General features: G+C 41.8%; 12 protein-coding genes. 5 read left to right on the top strand and 7 right to left on the bottom strand.

Annotated features, from left to right (window positions below; all coding sequences use genetic code 11):
• Window positions 1–77 precede the first annotated feature (77 nt).
• Window positions 78–932: a glycosyltransferase family 2 protein gene (locus DXN04_RS30880; RefSeq protein ID WP_116857292.1), complete on the top strand. Its 855-nt coding sequence runs from the start codon at window positions 78–80 to the stop codon at window positions 930–932.
• A gap of 173 nt (window positions 933–1,105) precedes the next feature.
• On the opposite strand, the gene DXN04_RS30875 is transcribed toward DXN04_RS30880, so the two are convergent.
• Entirely contained in the window at window positions 1,106–1,966 is an 861-nt protein-coding gene (locus DXN04_RS30875; RefSeq protein WP_116857291.1) for an alpha/beta hydrolase, read from the bottom strand.
• 163 nt (window positions 1,967–2,129) lie between these two features.
• Between DXN04_RS30875 and DXN04_RS30870 the strand changes: the two genes are divergently transcribed.
• On the top strand, window positions 2,130–4,778 hold the full coding sequence (locus DXN04_RS30870; RefSeq protein WP_116857290.1) for an alpha-L-rhamnosidase: 2,649 nt from the start codon (window positions 2,130–2,132) through the stop codon (window positions 4,776–4,778).
• Between the two features lie 70 nt (window positions 4,779–4,848).
• Here DXN04_RS30870 and DXN04_RS30865 read toward each other — a convergent pair whose 3' ends face one another.
• Genes DXN04_RS30865 through DXN04_RS30855 form a run of 3 tightly spaced genes read right to left on the bottom strand, consistent with a single transcriptional unit; the run spans window position 4,849 to window position 6,703 of the window.
• On the bottom strand, window positions 4,849–5,301 hold the full coding sequence (locus tag DXN04_RS30865) for a hypothetical protein (protein WP_116857289.1): 453 nt from the start codon (window positions 5,299–5,301) through the stop codon (window positions 4,849–4,851).
• Window positions 5,302–5,308: 7 nt separating this feature from the next.
• Entirely contained in the window at window positions 5,309–6,043 is a 735-nt protein-coding gene (locus tag DXN04_RS30860; protein ID WP_116857288.1) for a hypothetical protein, read from the bottom strand.
• A gap of 9 nt (window positions 6,044–6,052) precedes the next feature.
• A complete protein-coding gene (locus DXN04_RS30855) occupies window positions 6,053–6,703 on the bottom strand; it encodes a hypothetical protein (protein ID WP_116857287.1) in 651 nt (216 codons plus the stop codon).
• A gap of 403 nt (window positions 6,704–7,106) precedes the next feature.
• On the opposite strand from DXN04_RS30855, the gene DXN04_RS30850 reads away from it, so the two are divergent.
• Complete coding sequence (locus DXN04_RS30850; RefSeq protein WP_158569246.1) at window positions 7,107–9,449, top strand: eCIS core domain-containing protein; 2,343 nt, start codon at window positions 7,107–7,109, stop codon at window positions 9,447–9,449.
• Between the two features lie 327 nt (window positions 9,450–9,776).
• Here the strand turns inward: DXN04_RS30850 and DXN04_RS30845 are convergent, their stop codons facing one another.
• The 3 genes from DXN04_RS30845 to DXN04_RS30835 are packed head-to-tail and all read right to left on the bottom strand — an operon-like array spanning window position 9,777 to window position 14,880.
• Window positions 9,777–9,992 (bottom strand): hypothetical protein, encoded by a 216-nt coding sequence (locus DXN04_RS30845; RefSeq protein WP_116857285.1) that lies wholly within the window; start codon window positions 9,990–9,992, stop codon window positions 9,777–9,779.
• Window positions 9,993–10,009: 17 nt separating this feature from the next.
• A complete protein-coding gene (locus DXN04_RS30840; RefSeq protein ID WP_116857284.1) occupies window positions 10,010–12,256 on the bottom strand; it encodes a family 78 glycoside hydrolase catalytic domain in 2,247 nt (748 codons plus the stop codon).
• Window positions 12,253–14,880: a family 78 glycoside hydrolase catalytic domain gene (locus tag DXN04_RS30835; RefSeq protein WP_116857283.1), complete on the bottom strand. Its 2,628-nt coding sequence runs from the start codon at window positions 14,878–14,880 to the stop codon at window positions 12,253–12,255. The genes DXN04_RS30840 and DXN04_RS30835 overlap by 4 nt, the downstream gene beginning before the upstream one ends.
• Window positions 14,881–15,083: 203 nt before the next feature.
• Between DXN04_RS30835 and DXN04_RS30830 the strand changes: the two genes are divergently transcribed.
• Together DXN04_RS30830 and DXN04_RS30825 are read left to right on the top strand one after the other, a co-directional pair.
• Complete coding sequence (locus tag DXN04_RS30830; RefSeq protein WP_116857282.1) at window positions 15,084–16,316, top strand: toll/interleukin-1 receptor domain-containing protein; 1,233 nt, start codon at window positions 15,084–15,086, stop codon at window positions 16,314–16,316.
• Window positions 16,317–16,336: 20 nt separating this feature from the next.
• Entirely contained in the window at window positions 16,337–20,476 is a 4,140-nt protein-coding gene (locus DXN04_RS30825) for a leucine-rich repeat domain-containing protein (RefSeq protein WP_116857281.1), read from the top strand.
• Window positions 20,477–20,481 lie beyond the last annotated feature (5 nt).

Here is a 20,481-nt window from a genome sequence, read left to right as displayed (position 1 = left end):
TTCCAATGAGGAGTAAATGCACCCTGCTGAGATAAATTTGATTGACTATACATTGTTAACCTTGTCAATCATAGCTTATGATAAATGGTAAGAAAATCCTTGTTGTATTACCAGCTTACAATGCCGGCAAAACCTTAAAAATCACTTATGATGAAATCGACCGCTCTCTCGTAGATGATGTCATTCTCGTTGATGATGCCAGCAAAGACAACACTGTCGCTGTCGCCAAGGAAATCGGTATCGTACACATAATCTGTCATGAGAAAAACAAGGGATATGGTGGTAACCAAAAATCCTGCTATAAACGCGCATTAGAACTCGGTGCTGATATCATCATCATGCTCCATCCCGATTACCAGTACACCCCTCTCCTCATCGAAGCTATGGCTTCCATCATCGCCAAAGGTGTATACCCCGTTGTCCTTGGATCCCGTATCCTTGGCCGCGGTGCATTGAAAGGCGGTATGCCCTATTACAAATACTTCTTTAACCGTTTCCTGACCATTAGTCAGAATACGTTGATGAGACAGAAATTGTCAGAATACCACACAGGTTATCGTGCTTTCGATAGAAGTGTGTTGGAAGCCATTCCATGGGAATCCAATTCTGACGACTTCGTTTTCGACAATGAAATGTTGGGACAGATTTGTTACAAAGGGTTTGAAATCGCTGAAGTAACCTGTCCTACCAAATACTTTGAAGAAGCGTCTTCTATCAATTTTAGACGTAGTGCGGTGTATGGAATGGGGGTATTAGCAGTCAGCCTGAAATGCTTCCTGCAAAGAACGGGACTGGCTAAGTTTAAATTGTTCGATGGCATCACACCTGAAGTACATGTGAGAGGTAAAAAACAATTCTTACCACCTGTAGAAAGGAGTGAGCCTGCGCTGAGACAAGCTGAGAGAATTACGAGTGAGTCTTCCCATTCTTAAGAGAGAAGCCTATGTTTAAGACAAAGCCTTTCCTTCAGGCAAAGCACATTCTTAAGATTAAAGCCTATACTTTAGAGAAAGCCTCGTCTTAGGTGAAAAGCCCATTCTTAAGGGAACAGGAAGACCACTATACTATAAAGGAAGATTTTAATCGGTGAAGAAAAAAGCAACATTTATTCATCTAACCAACCACCTTTTCTCATCCACAGAAATATCGGATCCATGTACTCCTCTTGTTTTATCTTAAAGATAAAACCGTGGTCTCCTTCCGGGACTAAGAGCATTTCTGCGGATACATGATTTTTTAACAGCGCCTGGTAGAAAGCGATGCTATTCTGCACAGACACCACTTTATCGTCACCGGTATGTGTGAGGTAAGTAGGCGGTGTAGTCGCTGTTACCTGTTCTTCGTTGGAGAAATAATTGACATCTTCGTTAGCAGGAGTTTTCCCAAGTAGGTTCATTCTTGAACCTGCATGGGTTAACTCCTGTTTCATACTGATTACAGGGTAGACAAGAATCATGAAATCAGGACGGAGATTTACCTTGTTTTCATTTGATATAAATGACCTGTTGAAATGCGTTCCTAAGGTAGATGCCAGGTGCCCGCCTGCGGAGAATCCTATCACACCTATCTTATTGTTATCCACGCCCCATTTTCCTGCATTCATCCTGATGATTTGCAGCGCCCGCTGTGCATCCTGGATGGGACCAGTCTTCTTCTCCCGCATAGTGGAGTCGGTCGGCAGCCTGTATTTTAATACAAAGGCAGCAATGCCTTTTGAAGCAAAGTAGGTGGCGATTTCAGATCCTTCTTTGATGGAGGATACAAAGCCATAGCCTCCACCAGGGATGATTAAGATACCGGTTTTTGTGTGCTGCGTTCCTTGGGGAAGATATACCGTCAGGTCCGGTATCTCTGTTTTTGCCCGTGCACCCGGAATGGAGTCCTTATAGAGAGGGATGATTTCCTGGGCATGGATCAGCGGGGATAGGTAACTAAGTAGTAAAAGCAGGAGTATTATTTTTCTCATAACAAGTAAATTTATTGCAATGCCGGGAATTATATAACATTTTCGGTTTATTACCTCGAAGCCCTTTTTCTTGCTGGATATTTATCCAAAAGCCTGTGTTACCATTTCGCAGTGAAAGTAATTACATTAAATAAATAGTATTTAAATACAAAGGAGAATTAATATGTCACCTCAATCGACCATAAAATTATGGGTGATCACACTGGTACTATCCTTATTTTCAAATGTAGTATTCAGCCAGTTAAAAATCACTCACCTGCTTACTGAAAACCTGCCCAATCCTGCAAGTGTTGACAATAAAGCTCCCCGCTTTAGCTGGCAACTTCAAAGCCCGGAAAGAAACGTTTTACAAAAAGCGTATGATTTGAAAGTCTATGAGGGAAAGGAATTAGTCTGGACGAGTGGAAAAAAGAGCATCGATCAATCTGTCAATATTACCTACGCCGGCCCGGCTTTAAAATCAGGTGCCCAATATAAATGGTCTGTCACAGTCTGGGATAATAAAGGAAAACAAGCTACTAATACTGCCTTTTTTAGAATGGGGTTGCTCTCTCCATCCGACTGGAAAGCGAAATGGATCACCCCTGGATACAAGGAAGATAGCATCATGCGTCCCTCTCCTGTATTTATGAAAAACTTCCAGCCAGGTAAAAAAATCAAATCAGCTATTGCTTACATTACTTGTCATGGAGTATATTTTGCGACGATCAATGATAAAAAGATCGGCAGTGACCTACTCACTCCAGGCTGGACTTCTTATCATCAACGCCTGCAATACCAGGTATATGATATCACTGACCTCCTGCAAAAAGGGAACAATAATATCCAGGTAACGATTGGCGCAGGTTGGTATAGAGGTAAGCTCGGATGGTGGGGACAAAATAATATGTATGGTAAGTTGCCCGCCCTGCTGTTCCAGGCAGAGATCCAGTATACTGACGGATCTAAAGAATATATTAACAGTGATACCAGCTGGCAGGCAACAGAGAGCCAGATCAGGTACGCTGAAATTTATAATGGTGAAATTATAGATCATACTTTCAAACCGAAACCTGCGACTCCTGTAAAAGTTCTGGAGCTTCCTTTTGATAACCTGGTAGCTACTATCAATGAACCTGTGAGGGCACATGAGACTTTCAAGCCGCTTAAGATTTTTAAGGCTCCTAATGGTGAGACAATCGTTGACTTCGGGCAGAATCTTGTTGGCTTTGCACGATTAAAGATCAAAGGTGCCGCCGGGAGTATCCTTGCTGTAGAGCATGCGGAGATTTTAGACCAGGAAGGTAATTTTTATACCGCTAATCTACGTTCTGCAAAGCAACGGGATATTTACATTTTAAAAGGAGGCGAAGAGGAATCTTTTGAACCGCATTTTACTTTCCACGGATTTAGGTATGCAAGGATTAGTGGCATTAAGGACTTTGATCCTTCTATTTTGCAGGCGGATCAAATTGAAGCGGTGGCTATTTATTCTGATATGCCGCAGACGGGGTACTTTGAGTGTTCTGATTCTTTGGTGAATCAATTGCAACATAACATTGTGTGGAGCCAGAATGGTAACTTTTTGGATGTGCCGACTGATTGTCCACAGCGGAATGAAAGATTTGGCTGGACGGGTGATGCGCAGGTTTTTTCAAGAACGGCGACTTTCAACAGGCAGGTGAATAACTTCTTTGCGAAATGGTTGCAGGACCTGGCGGTAGCACAGTTTCCGAATGGAGTAGTGCCTTTTATTGTGCCGGATATCTTTAGTGCGGTGGATGAGAATTCAAGGAATGGTGCAGCGGGATGGTCGGATGCAGTGACTATTATTCCCTGGAATATTTATTTTGCTTATGGAGATAAGAAGGTATTGACAGATATGTATCCCCACATGAAAGCGTGGGTGGATTGTGTGACTGCGCAAAGTGTAAAAGGATTGTGGCGGAAGAATTTTCAGTTTGGAGATTGGTTGTCTTATCGATCAGGTTATAATGAGGTAGATCGTTCTGCATTGACGGATGTCTATTTGGTGGCACAGGCTTATTATGCTTATTCAACGCAGTTGTTGGTAAATGCAGCAAGGGCTTTGGGTAAGTCTGATGATGTGGAAAAGTATATTGGCGTTTTGAATAAGATCAAGGAGGCTTTTTGTAAGGAATATGTGACTCCTAATGGTCGTATACTGTCAAATACACAGACATCTTATGTATTGGCATTGCAATTTGATTTATTGCCGGAGGAGTTTAGGCCAATAGCAGCAAAGATGTTGGCAGAGAATGTGGTAAGTTATGATTATCATTTAACGACGGGATTTTTGGGAGTGCCTTTTTTACCGCATGTGCTGTCAAGGTTTGGGTATAATGATATTGCTTATAAGTTGTTGTTGCAGCAGACCTATCCTTCGTGGTTGTATCCTGTGAAGATGGGAGCTACGACCATCTGGGAGCGTTGGGATGGAATAAAGCCGGATGGAAGTTTTCAGTTGGCCGATATGAATTCGTTTAATCATTATTCTTATGGAGCGGTGGGAGATTGGATGTATAGGGTGATGGCGGGAATTGATACAGATACGAGTGGGGTAGGGTATAAGAAGATAAGGATTATGCCGCATCCTGGGGCGGGGATTAGTTATGTGAAGGCGGGGTTGGAGACTTATTATGGAGAGGTAAAAGTTGAGTGGAAGATAGTGGGGGGGAAGTTTATATTGGATGTGGAGGTGCCGGCGAATACCAGTGCGGAGGTGTATGTGCCGAAGGGGGATTTGAGGGAGTATGAGAGGGAGGTTGTAGGATCGGGGAAGTATCATTATGAGGAGATGATAGCTTTGTAGGAAAGCGATCCTTCAGATTAATACTTTTAAAATATCCCTTTAAATTTCACGCTCAGTTATTACATATTGATTAAGCGGGTCCGATTGCCCAACTACCAATTTCTACCAATTTCAGCCTAAGTTCTGGATCGTCCTTTTCATGCCCTTTATTTCCAATCATGATAGAATGGGCTTGATTGTTGGGACTACCAGGTATCTCCGGATCGTTGAGCAATGGATCATGCTCAATCTCCTGTTCCCGTTCTGGAATCTTAATTCCCCGGATCTCACCAACATTTAGCTGATATATGTAAAATTTTGAGGGGTCTTTAAATTCTGTGGTATTAGGACGATATTGTTTTCCAATTAATGCTCGGGAAGATTCGGCTGTGCAATATTTGTCCCAATCGCAACTAAGGTTATTCCCGGTTTTAGGTGTGTTACTAAATGCGCTTGCCCTAGGTTTTTTGTCCTTGGAGCTTATAAAGCTATCTACTACCCGACAGAAGACGTGGTCTTTATTTGGGATAAAAGGTTCTTTCATAAATTTATTACAAACAATTTTTCATCCAAACCGCTAAGTATTCTTTTACTTCACTGACGGCTATAGTGCCTTTTATGTTGTCAATATTTGCATATCGGTCTCCATAATATGAAGCCAGGTCAGATTGACTGTTAAAGTTGATAAGTAATCGACCTTTCTCAGTTCTCCATTCAAGGTCTATTGAATTATTTCTAGTTGGACTGATCTCTGGTAATTCCATTGGAGATAAGAATGTTTCAGTGAAATAATTACCATATAACCGTAAGAAATTTGTTGCGGTTTCCCAGATAGATTTGTCGATAGCCAGCGCATTTTCGTCATCCCATCCTTCTTCAAGTTTTAATATGTATCTGGAGCTTTCAATAAGTTCTTCAATTTTAGAGTTGAAGTTTTGCGGGCTTATATTCCATGCATCTGCATAAAACTTTTCATCATATAGCTGTTGGATAAGTCTTCTAAAATCAATAGCATTAAAACGCTTAATGAAGCTGTTCTCAGAATTATAAGAAGTAGCTAAGCCTAATAAAAAGAGATCATTTTCCTGCTTGTATTTATAGCAGTATATTTTATTTGTTGGTGTATAATTAAACTTTGTAGGAATATCGGATAATTTTTCTACCTGGGTCTGATTATTATTATCAAACCTGCAATTAGGTTTTATCATATAATTTTCTTCTGAATCAAAATCACATGATTGATCCAAGAAATAATTATGTGGTTTAGAATATGCTTCAGGTTTCATTTCGAATAATTAAAGGTTAACAAAAACAATTTCCTGGTTAGCATAATATGCCTTAATTATTTCTTCTTTTTCGATGGCTCTATCAATTTGTTGCTTTAAATCTTTAAGATCGTCCAAGGACAATGCAACAAAAAAAGCTTCTTCATTTTTATTATGCTGATATGCGATTTTCAAATTATGAATTATAACAGCTAGCCTGTTGTCGCTCTTTAAATCATTGTTGTCGAATATATATCTTAAGTCAGTAAGGACTCTTGAACTATCATAAATTTTATCTTTTTCTCTCATTACATCAGCTGCCTTAACGCTAAGCTTTAAGTTGTTAGCATTTTCTAAAAGCAATTGCAAGTTAGATGAGAGGTTATCATTTATTGGTGATTGTGATTGGGAAAAAAAAGCGGCCGATAGGTCTTTGATTAATTCATTTAATGGCATCTTATAACTCACTGAAAGATGTATTACACTATATATAGTACTTACAATTTCAGTTAGATTGTCACGAGAGATACCTACTATTTCACTAGCAAAAGGGCCATCCGGTTTTTCTGACGGAGTCCTGGATTTAAGAAAATCAGAAAGTGATTCAATCTGAGAGTTACTCAGGTTTTTAATAATTTCAAATCCCCCTAAAAATTTGTTAGGAATTTTGATATCTGCCATTAATTTAACTTTTGATATATTTTATTGAAAATAACAAACATATGAATCGGATCTTTTAAGAGATCTTCTACTATTATTTAACAATAGTAATCAAATATATATTAGGAAACAAAAAACAAAAATAATTGAAAATCAAATGATAGTATCTGAATTTAGATTTTCAATTATTGTTTTTGAAATTACAAAATAATAATTTGTTTGAAAACTTTTTACGCTACCTTAACGGAGAATAATTATTGCCACGCGTTTAAATTTAGGTCGTCTATGTTTAATCTTATCAGTGTATAACATTGAAGAATAAATTGTCAAACCAAAGAATCTATGTATATTCGAATACCCCAAAAATTGAAATGTTTTTTTAGCGAGAATGGCATATTGGATATAAGTATCTAAAATGTTTGTTATGTTTTATTCAAACCCCCAAAGAGAATCATCACATTCCTCTTCATCATCTGCTTTCTTCGGAGAGCAGCAATCTTCGTCCTCTTTTTTTAGCCCTGTTGTACAGCCCAAACTGAATGTAAACAGTCCGGGAGATAAGTATGAACAGGAAGCAGATGCGATGGCTGACAAGGTCACTTCGATGACTGACAAGGTTGGGCCGATGTCTGCAGGTCATAATACCGCACCGGCTATTCAAAGAAAATGTGCAAAATGTGAGGAAGAAGAAAAGAAGCAAAATGTAATGCGTAAAGCCACGAATGATGGTGGGTTCGAGGCTCCTCCCCATTTTGAATCGAAACTGGCAGATACTAAGGGAGGAGGAAGTCCAATGGCTGCTGACACCCGGAGCTATATGGAGAATGCTTTTCAGGCGGATCTGTCGCATGTAAGGATTCATAATAATGCTGCAGCTACATCTATGAGTAGTACCATACAGGCAAAGGCTTTTACGCATGGTAGCGATATTTATTTTAACAGCGGGCAGTATAATCCCGGGACTAAGGAAGGCAAGCACCTCCTGGCGCATGAATTAACGCATACACAGCAGCAGGGGAAGACAGGGTCTTCGTTGCAGCGGCAGCCTGCGGATGGAGGAACGGCTGTGCCGTTTGAGAAATATGGAGAGAGTGTGGAAAGTTCTTACAGACAGGCCGGGCTGGTGAAAGAAGCAAATGCAGTGCAGTATTGCAGGGTGTGGGGAGAGTGTGGGAGAGTGTTGACAGAGCATGAGGCTTATGAGATGTATAGGTCGGGTAGGATCACTGCAGGACTTGAACAGCAACCGGGAAGTGGGCAACAGGCCAATACAGGTGGAGGTGGAGTTTCACAGGGGAATGCAGGAGGCGGTGGAGTATCACCGGCAAATGCAGGTGTTGCAGGGGCTCCTTTGGCAGTAGGGGCACTACGTGCTACTGCAACTACAGCGGTGGAAGGGGCGGCTCAGTCAGGTACTACAACGGCGCTGGAACAAGCTGCAGTAAGGTGGGGCACTGCGAGTGTGGTGGAAGGAGGAGCAACGGCGGCAACGGCTACTGAGAGCACTGCGGCTTTAACCGCGATTGAAGGTGGCTTGGGTACAACTGCCACAGCCGCTGAAGGGGCTGCCTTGACGACTGTTGCAGAAGGTACGGCCACGGCGGCAGCGCCTGCGGCAGGTGCTGGTGTGGCAACGGTAGCAATTCCTGTTGCGATAGGGGTAGTTGTTGTGGTGGCGGCTGTGGATCTGTTTAGTTATGCGAGTTTCCAGGCTAAATTGCAAAGTCTTGGTTTTACAATATTGCCAGCGCCATTGGGCGTATGTATTGCTAATTGTCATCAGCCGAAAGCACCCTTGACGAATAAATGGTCGCAGCCGAGTCCATGGATGACACAGGATCCATTCCCACAGCCCTGGACGCAGCAGAATCCGTATCAGCCACAGTCAAGTCCATGGGGGCCGATTACTTCATGGAGAGGGCCGATGAAGCCTTTGAAACCAGTTACGCCTACGACTACACCGGCGAAGCCAGCGACACCGGCTACGCCGACAACTACGCCTGGCAAGCCAGCAGGACCTGGTACTAAGCCGGCAACTCCGGCGAAACCAGCTACACCTGTGAAGCCAGCGACACCGGCTACGCCGAAAACTACACCCGTAAAACCAGCGACTCCTGCTACACCAGCGAAGCCAGCAACGCCTACTACTACACCTAAGCCTGCGGCTCCGACTACAAAGCCGGCAAAACCAGCAGCTCCTGATACCAAGCCAGCGAAACCGGCGGAGCCAGTGAAACGGACATCGCCGGATAAGCGTACTAAGAAAAAGACATCTCCTAAACCTGGTGAGGTGACTTATCCTATTCCTTTCCCACATACTTCGCCATGGTCGGATGAGGATGATGATACTTCAAGGAGGTGTAGGACAGAATGGATTGAATCTAAATTTGGCCGTTATCCTTGTCACTCTGATTATGCGAAGTTGTTTAGTGGGACAAGGTTAGAATATAGGGTAACGACTCAGCAGGGATTGAGTGCTGATTTTGATGCGATAAGAGGAGATGTGTTGTATGAGGTGAAGACAGGGTATGAGTGGATGTTGAATAAGAACCTGGGAACTAAAATGCAGGATCGGAAAAGACAAACACTGGCTCGATTCTGGGCACAGAGCATAAATCAGATGCAAATTGCCATGGAATGTGGGTATGATTTGGAATGGTATTTTAATTCGAAACCGCTGGCTGAAATGATGAAGGAGGAGTTGCCGCATGTGGATGTGAAGTGGCGGCCCTATAATTGCAAAGTTGATAGCGATGATAAGTGGTAAAGTGAATATGAATGATCTAGTAATAGAATAATAAAAAAGACCTTCAGGTTGATGCCTGAAGGTCTATTTTTTTTTGTTTGTATATTGATAAATTAGGATCAATTCAATTCCAGTCATTGCATGTTAAGTGGCTTAGTAATATGTTGAAATTGAATTATTGAAAATTATTAATTTTACTTATAGTAATGAAAAAGCCTGCTATTTTATGCAGGCTCAAATTTCCTCTGGGTTCAGGTCACCCCGGAAGGTAAGGTACTCTCTGGTAAGACCTGAACCCTTATGCGTATCTTTATTTTAAAAAGTTTGATTTAGAAGCAGCATATCAAACTATTTCTTCTTAGTGGCTACCACTAAATCATGAAAGTCACTCCATTTTATCTTAATTCTATTATCAAGCGCCCATCCATTGGGTCGATACTCAAACTGTCCATGAGAAATATGTATCGTCCCTAATAGCTTTCCATCTTTTTTGACTTTGAAAATTGTATCAGCTTTTCCTAATTCAGTTTCTGGTAATTGAATAATAACGCGGTGATCAGGCATAAATTGAGGTTTTAATTTTATAATTTTATTTCATGTTGTCCCGGTTGTAATACTTTTTGATATCCCAACGCCTGTACATCTGCTGTAGTACCATCAGGTATAGATACTGACATATAAATATTCTTCCCCTTTCTCTCCCATCTCACCCCAATATTTCCATACCTCGTCTCATGCGTCACATCCACCCAATCCAACCCTTTAGGAAAAACAGGTTTAATAAAGAAATGTTTAAACCCCGGCGCTTTTTCATCTGCCTGTATCCCGCCTAACGTTTTAAAATACCACGCACAGAAATCTCCAAATATCACATGATTATGAGAAAACTTACTATCCCAATCTTCATACAAGGTAGTCGCTCCATTCGCAATCCAATGTCCCCAGCCTGGATACGCCGTATCAGTCAGCATTTTATAAGCCACGTCTGCATAGCCATTATCACTTAGGGCTGATAAGGTGAACTTGGCTCCATGCATCCCGAATGTAGGATGATAGTTGTTTTGAGTGATTAAAGCAGCCAGTTTAGCAGCTACAGCTTTCTTATCTTTTTCAGGCGTAAGCTGAAGATAAAGCGGACAACTCAATGCTGTCTGGGTTGTATCTATACTGCTAAAAGTTTTATTATAAGCAATACGGATGCTATCTGCTATCGCTCCATAATGTTGTTGGTCTTCTTTGTTGCCTATCACCCCTGCCATCTTAGACAAGAGCCGTATACTGGTGTAAAAGTATGCTGTGGATACCAGCGGCATTGGTGTCTCTTTTATATACAACCAATCCCCAAAACCCGTTTTATAAATGTAATGATCCGCGCGTTTCACCAATCGTTCTGCATATTTCTTAATCGCCTCGTAGTTCTCTTTGATCACAGCAGTATCCCCTTCATACACATACAAATACCAGCTTACAATTGGCAATGCCGCACCCCAAGCCGGTCCAAAACCATCATCCTCCGCATTCTCCCAATGAAAGCCAATACCAAGCGTAGGCGCTATACCAGGAAGATTGCCATCTGCCGCTTGTACATCTCTCACATCCGCCAACCATTTTTTATACACCGCTGCCGTATAGAAATTGAATAATCCCGTCTCCGCTGCTACATGCGCATCGCCTGTCCAGCCGTTTTTTTCACGGGTAGGACAATCCGTAGGAATGCTATGGAAATTACTACGATAAGATTGGATAGCTGCTGCATAGAGTTTATTCAGCATGGTATCTGAGCTACTGAAATGCCCAGCGGGTTTGAAGTCTGTGCTGTAAAACAGGCCTTCTATTTTGGGCTTCGCTCCTTTTACAAGTACATATTGATACCCATGGTAAGTAAACCGGGCAATGTATGTTTCAGGACCACCACCTTTGAGAATGTATTTATCCGTTTGAAAAGATAGATCATTGTGATAAGGAGCCATCTGGTCTGCATTGTGCACCAGGTCAAATTGCCCGTCTGGTGTTAACACCTCTCCATAGTGCAAGGTCACCGTATCTCCTGCATGACCATTTACGGTCAAAGCAGCCATACCAGAGAAGTTCTCTCCCATATTCACTAACCAGGTATTCTCCCCCATGTCTTTTACTAAAACAGGTTGGATCCTGCGGATAACACAGATAGGAGGAATGCGGGAAGGCTTCAACACACCACCTGGAGAACTGGTCGTTAAGGCGTGTTTCCAATTGCCATCATTGAAGCTAGCTGTATTCCATCCAGGTATTTCCAGTCTTGCATCATAAATTTCCCCTGCATTGGTACTATTAAAAAGACTCGGTCCTGTAGCGCACGTCCAGCTACTATCTGAAGACAAGGTGTCAATGCTACCATCCGTATATTCCAGTGCCAGGTTGAAAAGCAAACGGGGAGATTTACGCCAGCGGATCTTGTCAAAGTTCCAGATAGTATAGCTCTGTACATTATAACGACCATTGCCTAATTCTACACCTACACAATTTGATCCTGCTGAAAGCAGGCCGGTGACATCATAAGTATTATACAATAAGGTCTTATCAAAGCGGGTAAACTCCTGGCTCAATACCGCGTCAGTTACTGCCTTCCCATTTATCGTAAGAATATTATGCCCTACGCCGCAAATGTAAGCAGTGGCTTTTCTGAGCTCCTTTTGTATAGGAAACGCTTTTCTAAATAAGGGAGCTGGCCTGAAGGTCGTGTCTTCTGTGTAAGTGATCCAGCTCCCTTTCCAATGATAATCCTGTGCTTTAACAATTATACTTGAAAATATTGCAGTTGCAATGATGAATATACCCTTGCCTTTCATTTGTTCTCTTTGACTGTTAAACCCTTATTGATGAGCGTTGTACCCACTGATTCATAATGGTATTTTCCTGAACCTACATTCTTCTGTTCATAACCATCAGTAGCAGGAACGAAAATCTCCGCTGTGGTATTAGCAGGAATTTCCACATCCATTGTGAACTTGCCATCCTTGATTTTCCAGTCTACACCTACTTTACCATAACCCGTTTCCAGGCTTGCTTTAGCATAAGTTAAATCTCCGCCAGGCTGGGGTTTGATTCGAATCTTTTTATAGCCAGGTACTGAAGGATCCATGTCTATACCCGCCACCACTCTATACATCCATTCACCAATAGCACCATAGGAATAGTGATTGAATGAGTTCATGTCAGTAGTTTGGAAAGTGCTGTCAGGGCGCATACCATCCCAGCGCTCCCAGATAGTCGTCGCCCCCATTTTTACAGGATATAACCAGGAAGGGTAAGTGTCCTGCAACAATAATTTATACGCTACATCAATATAACCATGATTAGAAAGTACATTGGTCAGGAAGTAAGTGCCCAGGAAACCTGTTGTCAGGTGATATTTATAACTGGCAATATTCGCAGCCAGGTTCTTTGCCGCAATAGGACGAAGATTTTCAGGCAGCAGGTCGAATTGTAATGCCAGCACATAGGCCGTCTGGGTGTTCGACATGATACGACCTTTTGGTGTGACGTATTCTGTGAAGAATGCTTCTTTGATTCTCTTTAACAAAGCACTGTACTTTTCCACATCTTCCTGTTTGCCTAAGGTCTTTGCGGCATTGATCATAAGTTGGGTGGAGTAGGCATAATAACATTGTGCGACCAGGTAGGAATCTGTATTAGCCGTGTTTTCAGTCAAGCCATCGGCACGGTATGAGAGCCAGTCGCCAAACTGGAAACCATTGTCCCAGAGGTCATTGTGTGTACGACTCTTAATGAACTCCACCCATGCTTTCATAGAGGGATATTGATCAGACAGCATCTTTTTATCGCCATATGCCTGGTAGATGGTCCAGGGAATCACGGTAGCCGCATCGGCCCAACCAGCAGCTGCAGCGGCATCTCCCATTAAGTTAGGTACTACAAAAGGTACTGCACCATTAGGTAGTTGATCCGCAGCTAAATCTTTCAGCCACTTTGCAAAGAAGTTATTCACATTGCGATTGAAGGCGGCAGTTTTGGAGAAAGTTTGTGCATCGCCCGTCCAGCCGAGACGTTCATCCCGCTGCGGACAATCAGTAGGAATGTCTACAAAGTTATCGTTCTGGCTCCAGAGAATGTTGTGTTGTAATTGGTTAATCATGGGATTGGAGCATTCGAAGGTGCCTGTCAGCGGACAATCGGAATAGAGTGCGACTGCTTCCATTTGTTCCGGTTTTACGGAGCCTTTTACACGTACATAGCGGAAGCCATGGTAGGTGAAGTGTGGCTCGAAGTATTCTTCGCCTTTGCCATTTAAGATGAATACATCTTTTGCCGCGGCGGTACGGAGATTGGCGTTGTAGAAATTACCTGCTTTGTCGAGTACTTCACCATGTTCTAATATGATGCTATCACCTGCTTTGCCGCTGGCTTTGAAATGCACAAAGCCGGAGAGGTTCTGACCAAAGTCGATCACCGTTTCACCTTTAGGGGTTGTAATGACAGCCAGTGGTTTGAAGGTTTCATGTTTGGTCACGAGTTCACTGGTAGTAGGTACGAGGTTGTCCATGGAATAGTTGACAACCTTGACCGGGTACCAGGTAGTGGATGATTTGCGATTGTCTATTGTTTCGCCATTGTAAATTTCAGCATAAGCGATTTTGCCGGTGGAGCATTGCCAGTTTTCGTCTGAGATGAGGGTCTCTTTAGTGCCATCGGTATAAGTGACCTGCATTTGGTACAGGAGAGCGAGGGTTTTGCCATAGTGATTGTTTTGATTCCACCAGCCTACGATGCCCCTGAACCAGCCGGAGCCGAGGGTGAGTTCGATATTGTTATCTCCATTTTGAAGGAGGTTAGTCACATCGTATGCCTGGTATTGAAGACGTTTTACGTAGTCAGTAAAGCCAGGGGTCAGGTAGGCTTCCCCAATTCTTTTGCCGTTGATAGTGCCTTCGTAGACACCGTGACAGGTGATGTACGCGATGCCAGAAGCTATTTTTTTACCTGCTTTGAATGTTGTTTTGAAGATAGGCGAAGGGCGTAATACGGAATCTTCTTCGTAGCCAGGTTCGATCCATTTCGCTTTCCAGTCAGCCTTCGTAAGGGCGAGCCTGAAATAAGCCGGTGTGGACCAGGCAGACGCCTTTTGTTTATTGTCCCAGATGCGGACTTTCCAGCTGTATTTGTCGCCTGATTGGAGGGTGGAGCCTCCATAAGGAACAAAAATGGACTGGTCGGAGTTTACTTTCCCACTGTTCCACAAACTTTTATTGCCTGACATCACAGTTAGCTCATAAGCTGTTTGTGTGGTATTAGCTTGTGTGGTGATGAGTTTCCAGCTGAATCGTGGGGTGGTATTTTCCACGCTTTCAGGGTTGTTCAGGTTTTCGGTGAGGAGCTGGTCTACTTTGACTTGCGCGTAAAGTTGGACGCATAATAACTGGGTAATGAATAATAAACTAAGACGATTTATCATTTTTATAAATATAATTTAAAGTTGATAACGATGGAATGCCTCTTGGAACAATGGAAAGAGGGTAATATGGGATGTTACGTTGAGGGTGAAAATGTAACATGTATATGGAAATAATATAGGGGATTTTGAGTAGGAGGGCTTAGGAGGGAGGGAGTTTCTATGTTGTTTTCGATTATATCAAGTTTATACACCCATTTGAATTCATGAATACAGCCTTAGCCCGCATTAAAAAGTGCCTGGCCAATAAGGAACCCGTTTTAGACCTGGGCAACTGCGGACACTGTGAAGAAGATCTTAGGATCAGCAGCGAGGTAGGACAACAACTTTCACGATGTACCCGTATTACTAAATTAGTATTAAGTAACAGGGAATATGAATGGGAGCTTGATAACACGCTCCTTTTTGAGATCGATCTGAGAGATAGAAACGAGTATAGAAAAGTAGATAACCAATTGCCTTATAGGAATTCATGGCATCCTACATACTTTTTTTTCCTGCGCGATAAACGTCCTGTTATACCAACTGTACTGGATAACATGAATCATTTTATTGCCATTCCGGAAGTAGTAGCAGCTTTGTCTAATCTGGAAGAATTTGAGTGTGGAGGAGAATATGAGGAGAGGTGGGAAATTGCTTTGATAGAATGTATCAATACCAGCCAGGAACGGAAAATAAAAGTCAGTGTTGAAGGGAATGATAAAAGTGTGGCCGCTGAAATTTTAAATCGTATTGTTGAATTTGACCCGGCTGAAGACCTGGAGATTTCAGTGGACGGGGTAAATTTCGTATCCCGGTCTGCACTGATAAATAAAATGCAGCGGAAAAGGTTGGAGAGAGATGCGACTAATGGAGAGCCTTTATCTGTAAATGATTTTAGATATCTTTTTGATAATAATCCTATTGGGAATACAACAAGAACTATCCGCATTTTTGTTTCTTATAGCCATAAGGATACAGCATTGGTAAAGCTGCTGGTGGAAAAACTACAATCTCATCTTCTATGCAGACCTGGCTTTCATTTCCACATCTGGACTGACCAGGCGATCGACCTGGGAGCTGATTGGGATGCTGCAATTAAAAGAGAAATTGAAAAATCCGATCTCGCACTTTTATTTGTCAGCGCCAGTTACATCGCTTCTCCTTATGTCAGGAAGGAGGAAGTGGGCGCTTTATTTAAAAAAATGCAGGAAGATAAATTCACTATGCTACCAGTATTGTTAAGGGATTGTGATTTTACATCTTTCGAAACATTGTCTGGTATCCAGTTCTTCCAGGCTAAATACCTTGACTATGGGTTTAAAAAACCTCATATCAGGGATAAGTTCATGTCTTTTGATGTATTGGGAGAAAATGAAGATGCAACTGATCAACAACTGAATAGCTATTATAAGAATCTGGCAGATAAAATCTTCGATACTGTCAATAATAAGTTCTAATCCCATTTTTAAATATATTCATGGAAAAAGCATTATCCCGGATTAAAAACTGTCTTGACAAAAAGGAATCTACACTCAACCTCTCCATGTGTGGTCTTAAAGATATCGATTTTCAATTCGGCTCCGAAATAGGCCAGCAACTTACCAAATGTACCCACCTTACCAAACTAGTCCTTAGCAATTACGAGTATACCTGGCAATTGCACAAACCCGCTTCCCTAATACCTGATAGCGCGTATAAGTATAGAACGAATGGCAGGTATTGGGAAGAACAAAAAGACACGCCCTCACTTCGTTACTTTCATGACCCCAATTTTAAACCACTCATCCCCACCCTGAAGGGAATTGAAAATCATCTTAGTGAAATTCCTGCTATGCTCAAATGCCTCAGCAAGCTGGAAGAACTCGTATGCGGTGGGGATAGCAACAACAGTTGGTCTATCCAATCCCTTCAGCCGCTCCTCCCGTTAAAAAAAATTAAATTACTCATCCTCCCCCACAATAGTATTGAAGAAATAGATTGTCTTCATCATTTTCCGAAATTAGAGAAACTTGACCTCAGTTACAACAAGGTCCGACACCTGGAAAAATTACAAGGACATCAGCACCTTCGTGCGCTGGACTTATCGGGAAATAAACTATCCGGCATTTCTGAATTATCTATATTTCCTTACTTAGAATGGCTCTCCCTGTCCCACAATGGTATCCAGTCTGCAAGCGGCATCCATGAAGCCAAACACTTACGCTTCCTCGACTTATCCCATAACTTCATCCGCTCCTGGGAACTTCCAAAAAAAATGTCCCTGTTAGCAACCCTCAACCTATCCAATAACTTGTTTGAAAGTCTGCCCAACCTAAGCTGTGCTCCTAAGCTCCGATATTTATACGCCAGCGGCAACCGCATTTCAGATATCGATAGAATAGAAGCATTAACATCCCTCCGGGTATTAGACCTTGCTAATAATATCATCGATCATATTCCTCCACAGATAAACAAGCTGGAGGGTCTGACGGTGTTAGACTTCTCCAGTAATAAGATTCGAATATTAAAAAACATTGACGGATTAAAGTGTCTGCGCATCTTACATGCAGATGGCAACGAAATAGAGGATATCGAATGTAATGCGAGGTTATCCGCTTTGGAAGTGCTCCTGTTAAACAATAATCGCTTATCCACATTAAACCTCTTTTCCAGCTTTCCGCATTTAAAGAAGCTCTATGCCGCTGATAATAATATTGAGAAAGTGGTAGCTGGTAAATTGCCGTTTTTAAGGCAGGCAGTACTTTACAATAATAAAATTAAAGACTTAAAGTTTTTAAGTGCCTCACAGGATCTCATTTATCTTGACGTCAGTAATAACAAGCTATCTGAATTAGCGCCAGCGGCGATTTTTTCCAGGCTCTGCATCCTGTTGGCAGAAATTAATGAAATTGCCGGCAATTTGTTGTTGACAAACTATTATTACCCCAGGTTGACATACCTAAATCTTTCTACCAATAACATTCGCAAGATCAGTGGTCTGAAAGACTTCCCTTATTTAAAAAGCGTTCGTCTGGATTTTAATGAAATTGAATTAATCGGTACCTGGAGCAAGCTTCCCTCCTTATCTTACATTGGCATTGGGAACAATAAAATTAAGAATCTTACAGGCAGCCTTAAACTTTTACCCAATTTAACAGCACTGGATGCGAGGGAGAATCAGATTGCTCAAATTCCTGATCTCTTGTTATTTCCCCGCCTGGAAAAATTGATCCTCTCCAGTAACAGGATTACTGAGCTCTCCAGTTTTGAATATCCGCCTTCCTTACAGGAGTTGTACCTGATGCAAAACGACATTGTTACTCTTGCTGATACCTCCATGTTGTTTCAATTTAAGTTGTTGAATTTATCATTTAATCCTATTAATAGGGCACAGGAGTTACTCAGGCTGTTGAAGGAGGATGAGGACCTGGAATTAAGCTACGCAAATGATAGTACACTTACAATCATCAAGCAGGGGCGCAGGTTACTTTTAAATTCGGCCTACTTTGATATCCCTTCCCAGATAATGAGTGACGATTCCCAGCAAATCAAAGACTGGTTGATTGCCCGTGGACAGGGTGGGTTTATCAACCTGGAAGTGCGGTGTATCCTATTCGGAAATGGTGAGACTGGCAAAACAGCGCTGTCTCATTACCTGAGAATGGATGAGTTTTACCCGATTAATAACCGGACCCATGGGATTCTTATAGAAAGTTGGGAGGTAGAAAGGAAAGATTGGTCAGAAGACTTTACGAAAGCTGTGATAGAATCTGTGGTCTTGAGGGACTTGGATACGGAGAATGTCGATATGAGTAATGTATTTACTTTTAATATCTGGGATTTCGGGGGACAGGAATTTTACCATGCTACCCATCGCCTGTTTATGAGTACGGATGTTCTCTACCTGGTGCTATGGGAAAAGGAAATAGATTTTCAGGATGAAGAGAAGGGGAATTTCCCCAAAGAATACTGGATAAAAAATATCCAGCATTATGCGGCAGGGAGTTCAATATTATTGGTGCATAACCGGGCTGATGACCAGTATTACGTTGAAAAAGACACCTGCTATAAGATAGGTGTATATGATGAGAATGAACCGGAACGTGTCACGCAATTTAAGCTGGATATCAAATCGCTGAAGGAGGGTATTTTTACGAGTGTCAGTAAGTTGCCTCACTTTGCCATGTACACGCCCAAAATATATTTTCTTATTAAGTCTTTCTTTAAGGATATCAAAAGGCCTTATATCACATTCTCGGATTATGAATCTATCTGCAAGCACCTGGATGATACGCCGGAGCGGATCATGAATGAACCCTCTCAAAGGGAGTCTTTGATAAAGTACCTGGATAATATTGGTAGCGTGGTGTGTTTTCGTCATCGGGATCGTATGAATGATCCGCTGATGAAAGATTATATATTTACTAATCCCAGGTGGCTGACTAAAGTCATTTATGAGATCCTTGAAAAAGGGGTGAATGAATTTGATTTTGCGCATGTGGATCGGATTGTATCCCAATACCAGTTATCTACAGATGTGTGGATAAAGGTGATGCAGAATTTCGGATTGATCTTCGAGGTGAAGTCAAAACAGGGGAATAAATATATTGCTCCGCAATACCTGCCTCCCAAATGTAAAGATGAAAAAGCATTGGAGTTTGCGTTGGCGTATAAAAAGATGCATTGTGTTGTTACGATCAGTTATCCATTGTTTATGCCGAATAGCAATTTTTTGCGATTGATTTCAAACTATGGCAGTAAGCATGTGAATTGCCTGTATTGGAAAAATGGCCTGGTGTTTTTTATGGAGGAAAAGACCGTATTTATTGAATGTATTAATACGGTTGATGAAAGGAAGATAAAGGTGCATGTGCAGGATAATGATGAGGTGGTGGCAGCAGAAATATTCAATTGTATTGTAGAAATTGATCCAAATGATAGTATAGAAGTTTCTATTGATGAGGAAAATTATGTGCCTTATCCTGCATTGAAGAAGAAAGTAAAGGGTCATTGGGTGGAAGTGGATGCGAGTAATGGAGCGACCTTAGCCACAGAAGATTTTCAATTCCTGTTTTTCAACCGGCATACAAATGCGATCCATCAAAAGAAGATCACCGTTCGTATTTGTGTATTATATAGAACGCAGGATAGGATCCTGCATGAGTTGTTGATTAAGGGATTGGCGGCTCATCTTAAGAATAAGCCGGATTTCGATTTTGAACTATGGATTGATAATAGTATTGATATAGGTGAGGGAAAGTGGGATGCGGATATAAAGGAGCAGGTTTTAAAATGTGATGTAGCAGTATTGTTTGTTAGCGCAGGGTTTGCATTGTCGTATTATAATATTAAGGATAAGGTGAAGGAGTGTGTGAAGAGAAATAAGAAAGGACGGTTTTTGATTCTTCCAGTATTGCTTAGAAGTTATGAGTACGAATTTTTTGAGTCCTTAATAAGGTTTCCTTTCTTCCAGACATATTATGCGGATTATGGAAATACCCTGCCATTTTTCAGAGGAAAGATCATGCCATTTGATGTGTTGGCAGAGAATGAGAAGACGCAGGATCTTCATCTGAATAACTACTATAAGCACCTCGCTGATATGATATATGCTACAGTGCGTGAAAAATTCTCCTGAAACGT

The organism is Chitinophaga silvisoli (assembly GCF_003412465.1).
Lineage (GTDB): Bacteria > Bacteroidota > Bacteroidia > Chitinophagales > Chitinophagaceae > Chitinophaga > Chitinophaga silvisoli.
This window is presented reverse-complemented; position numbering and strand designations above follow the sequence as displayed.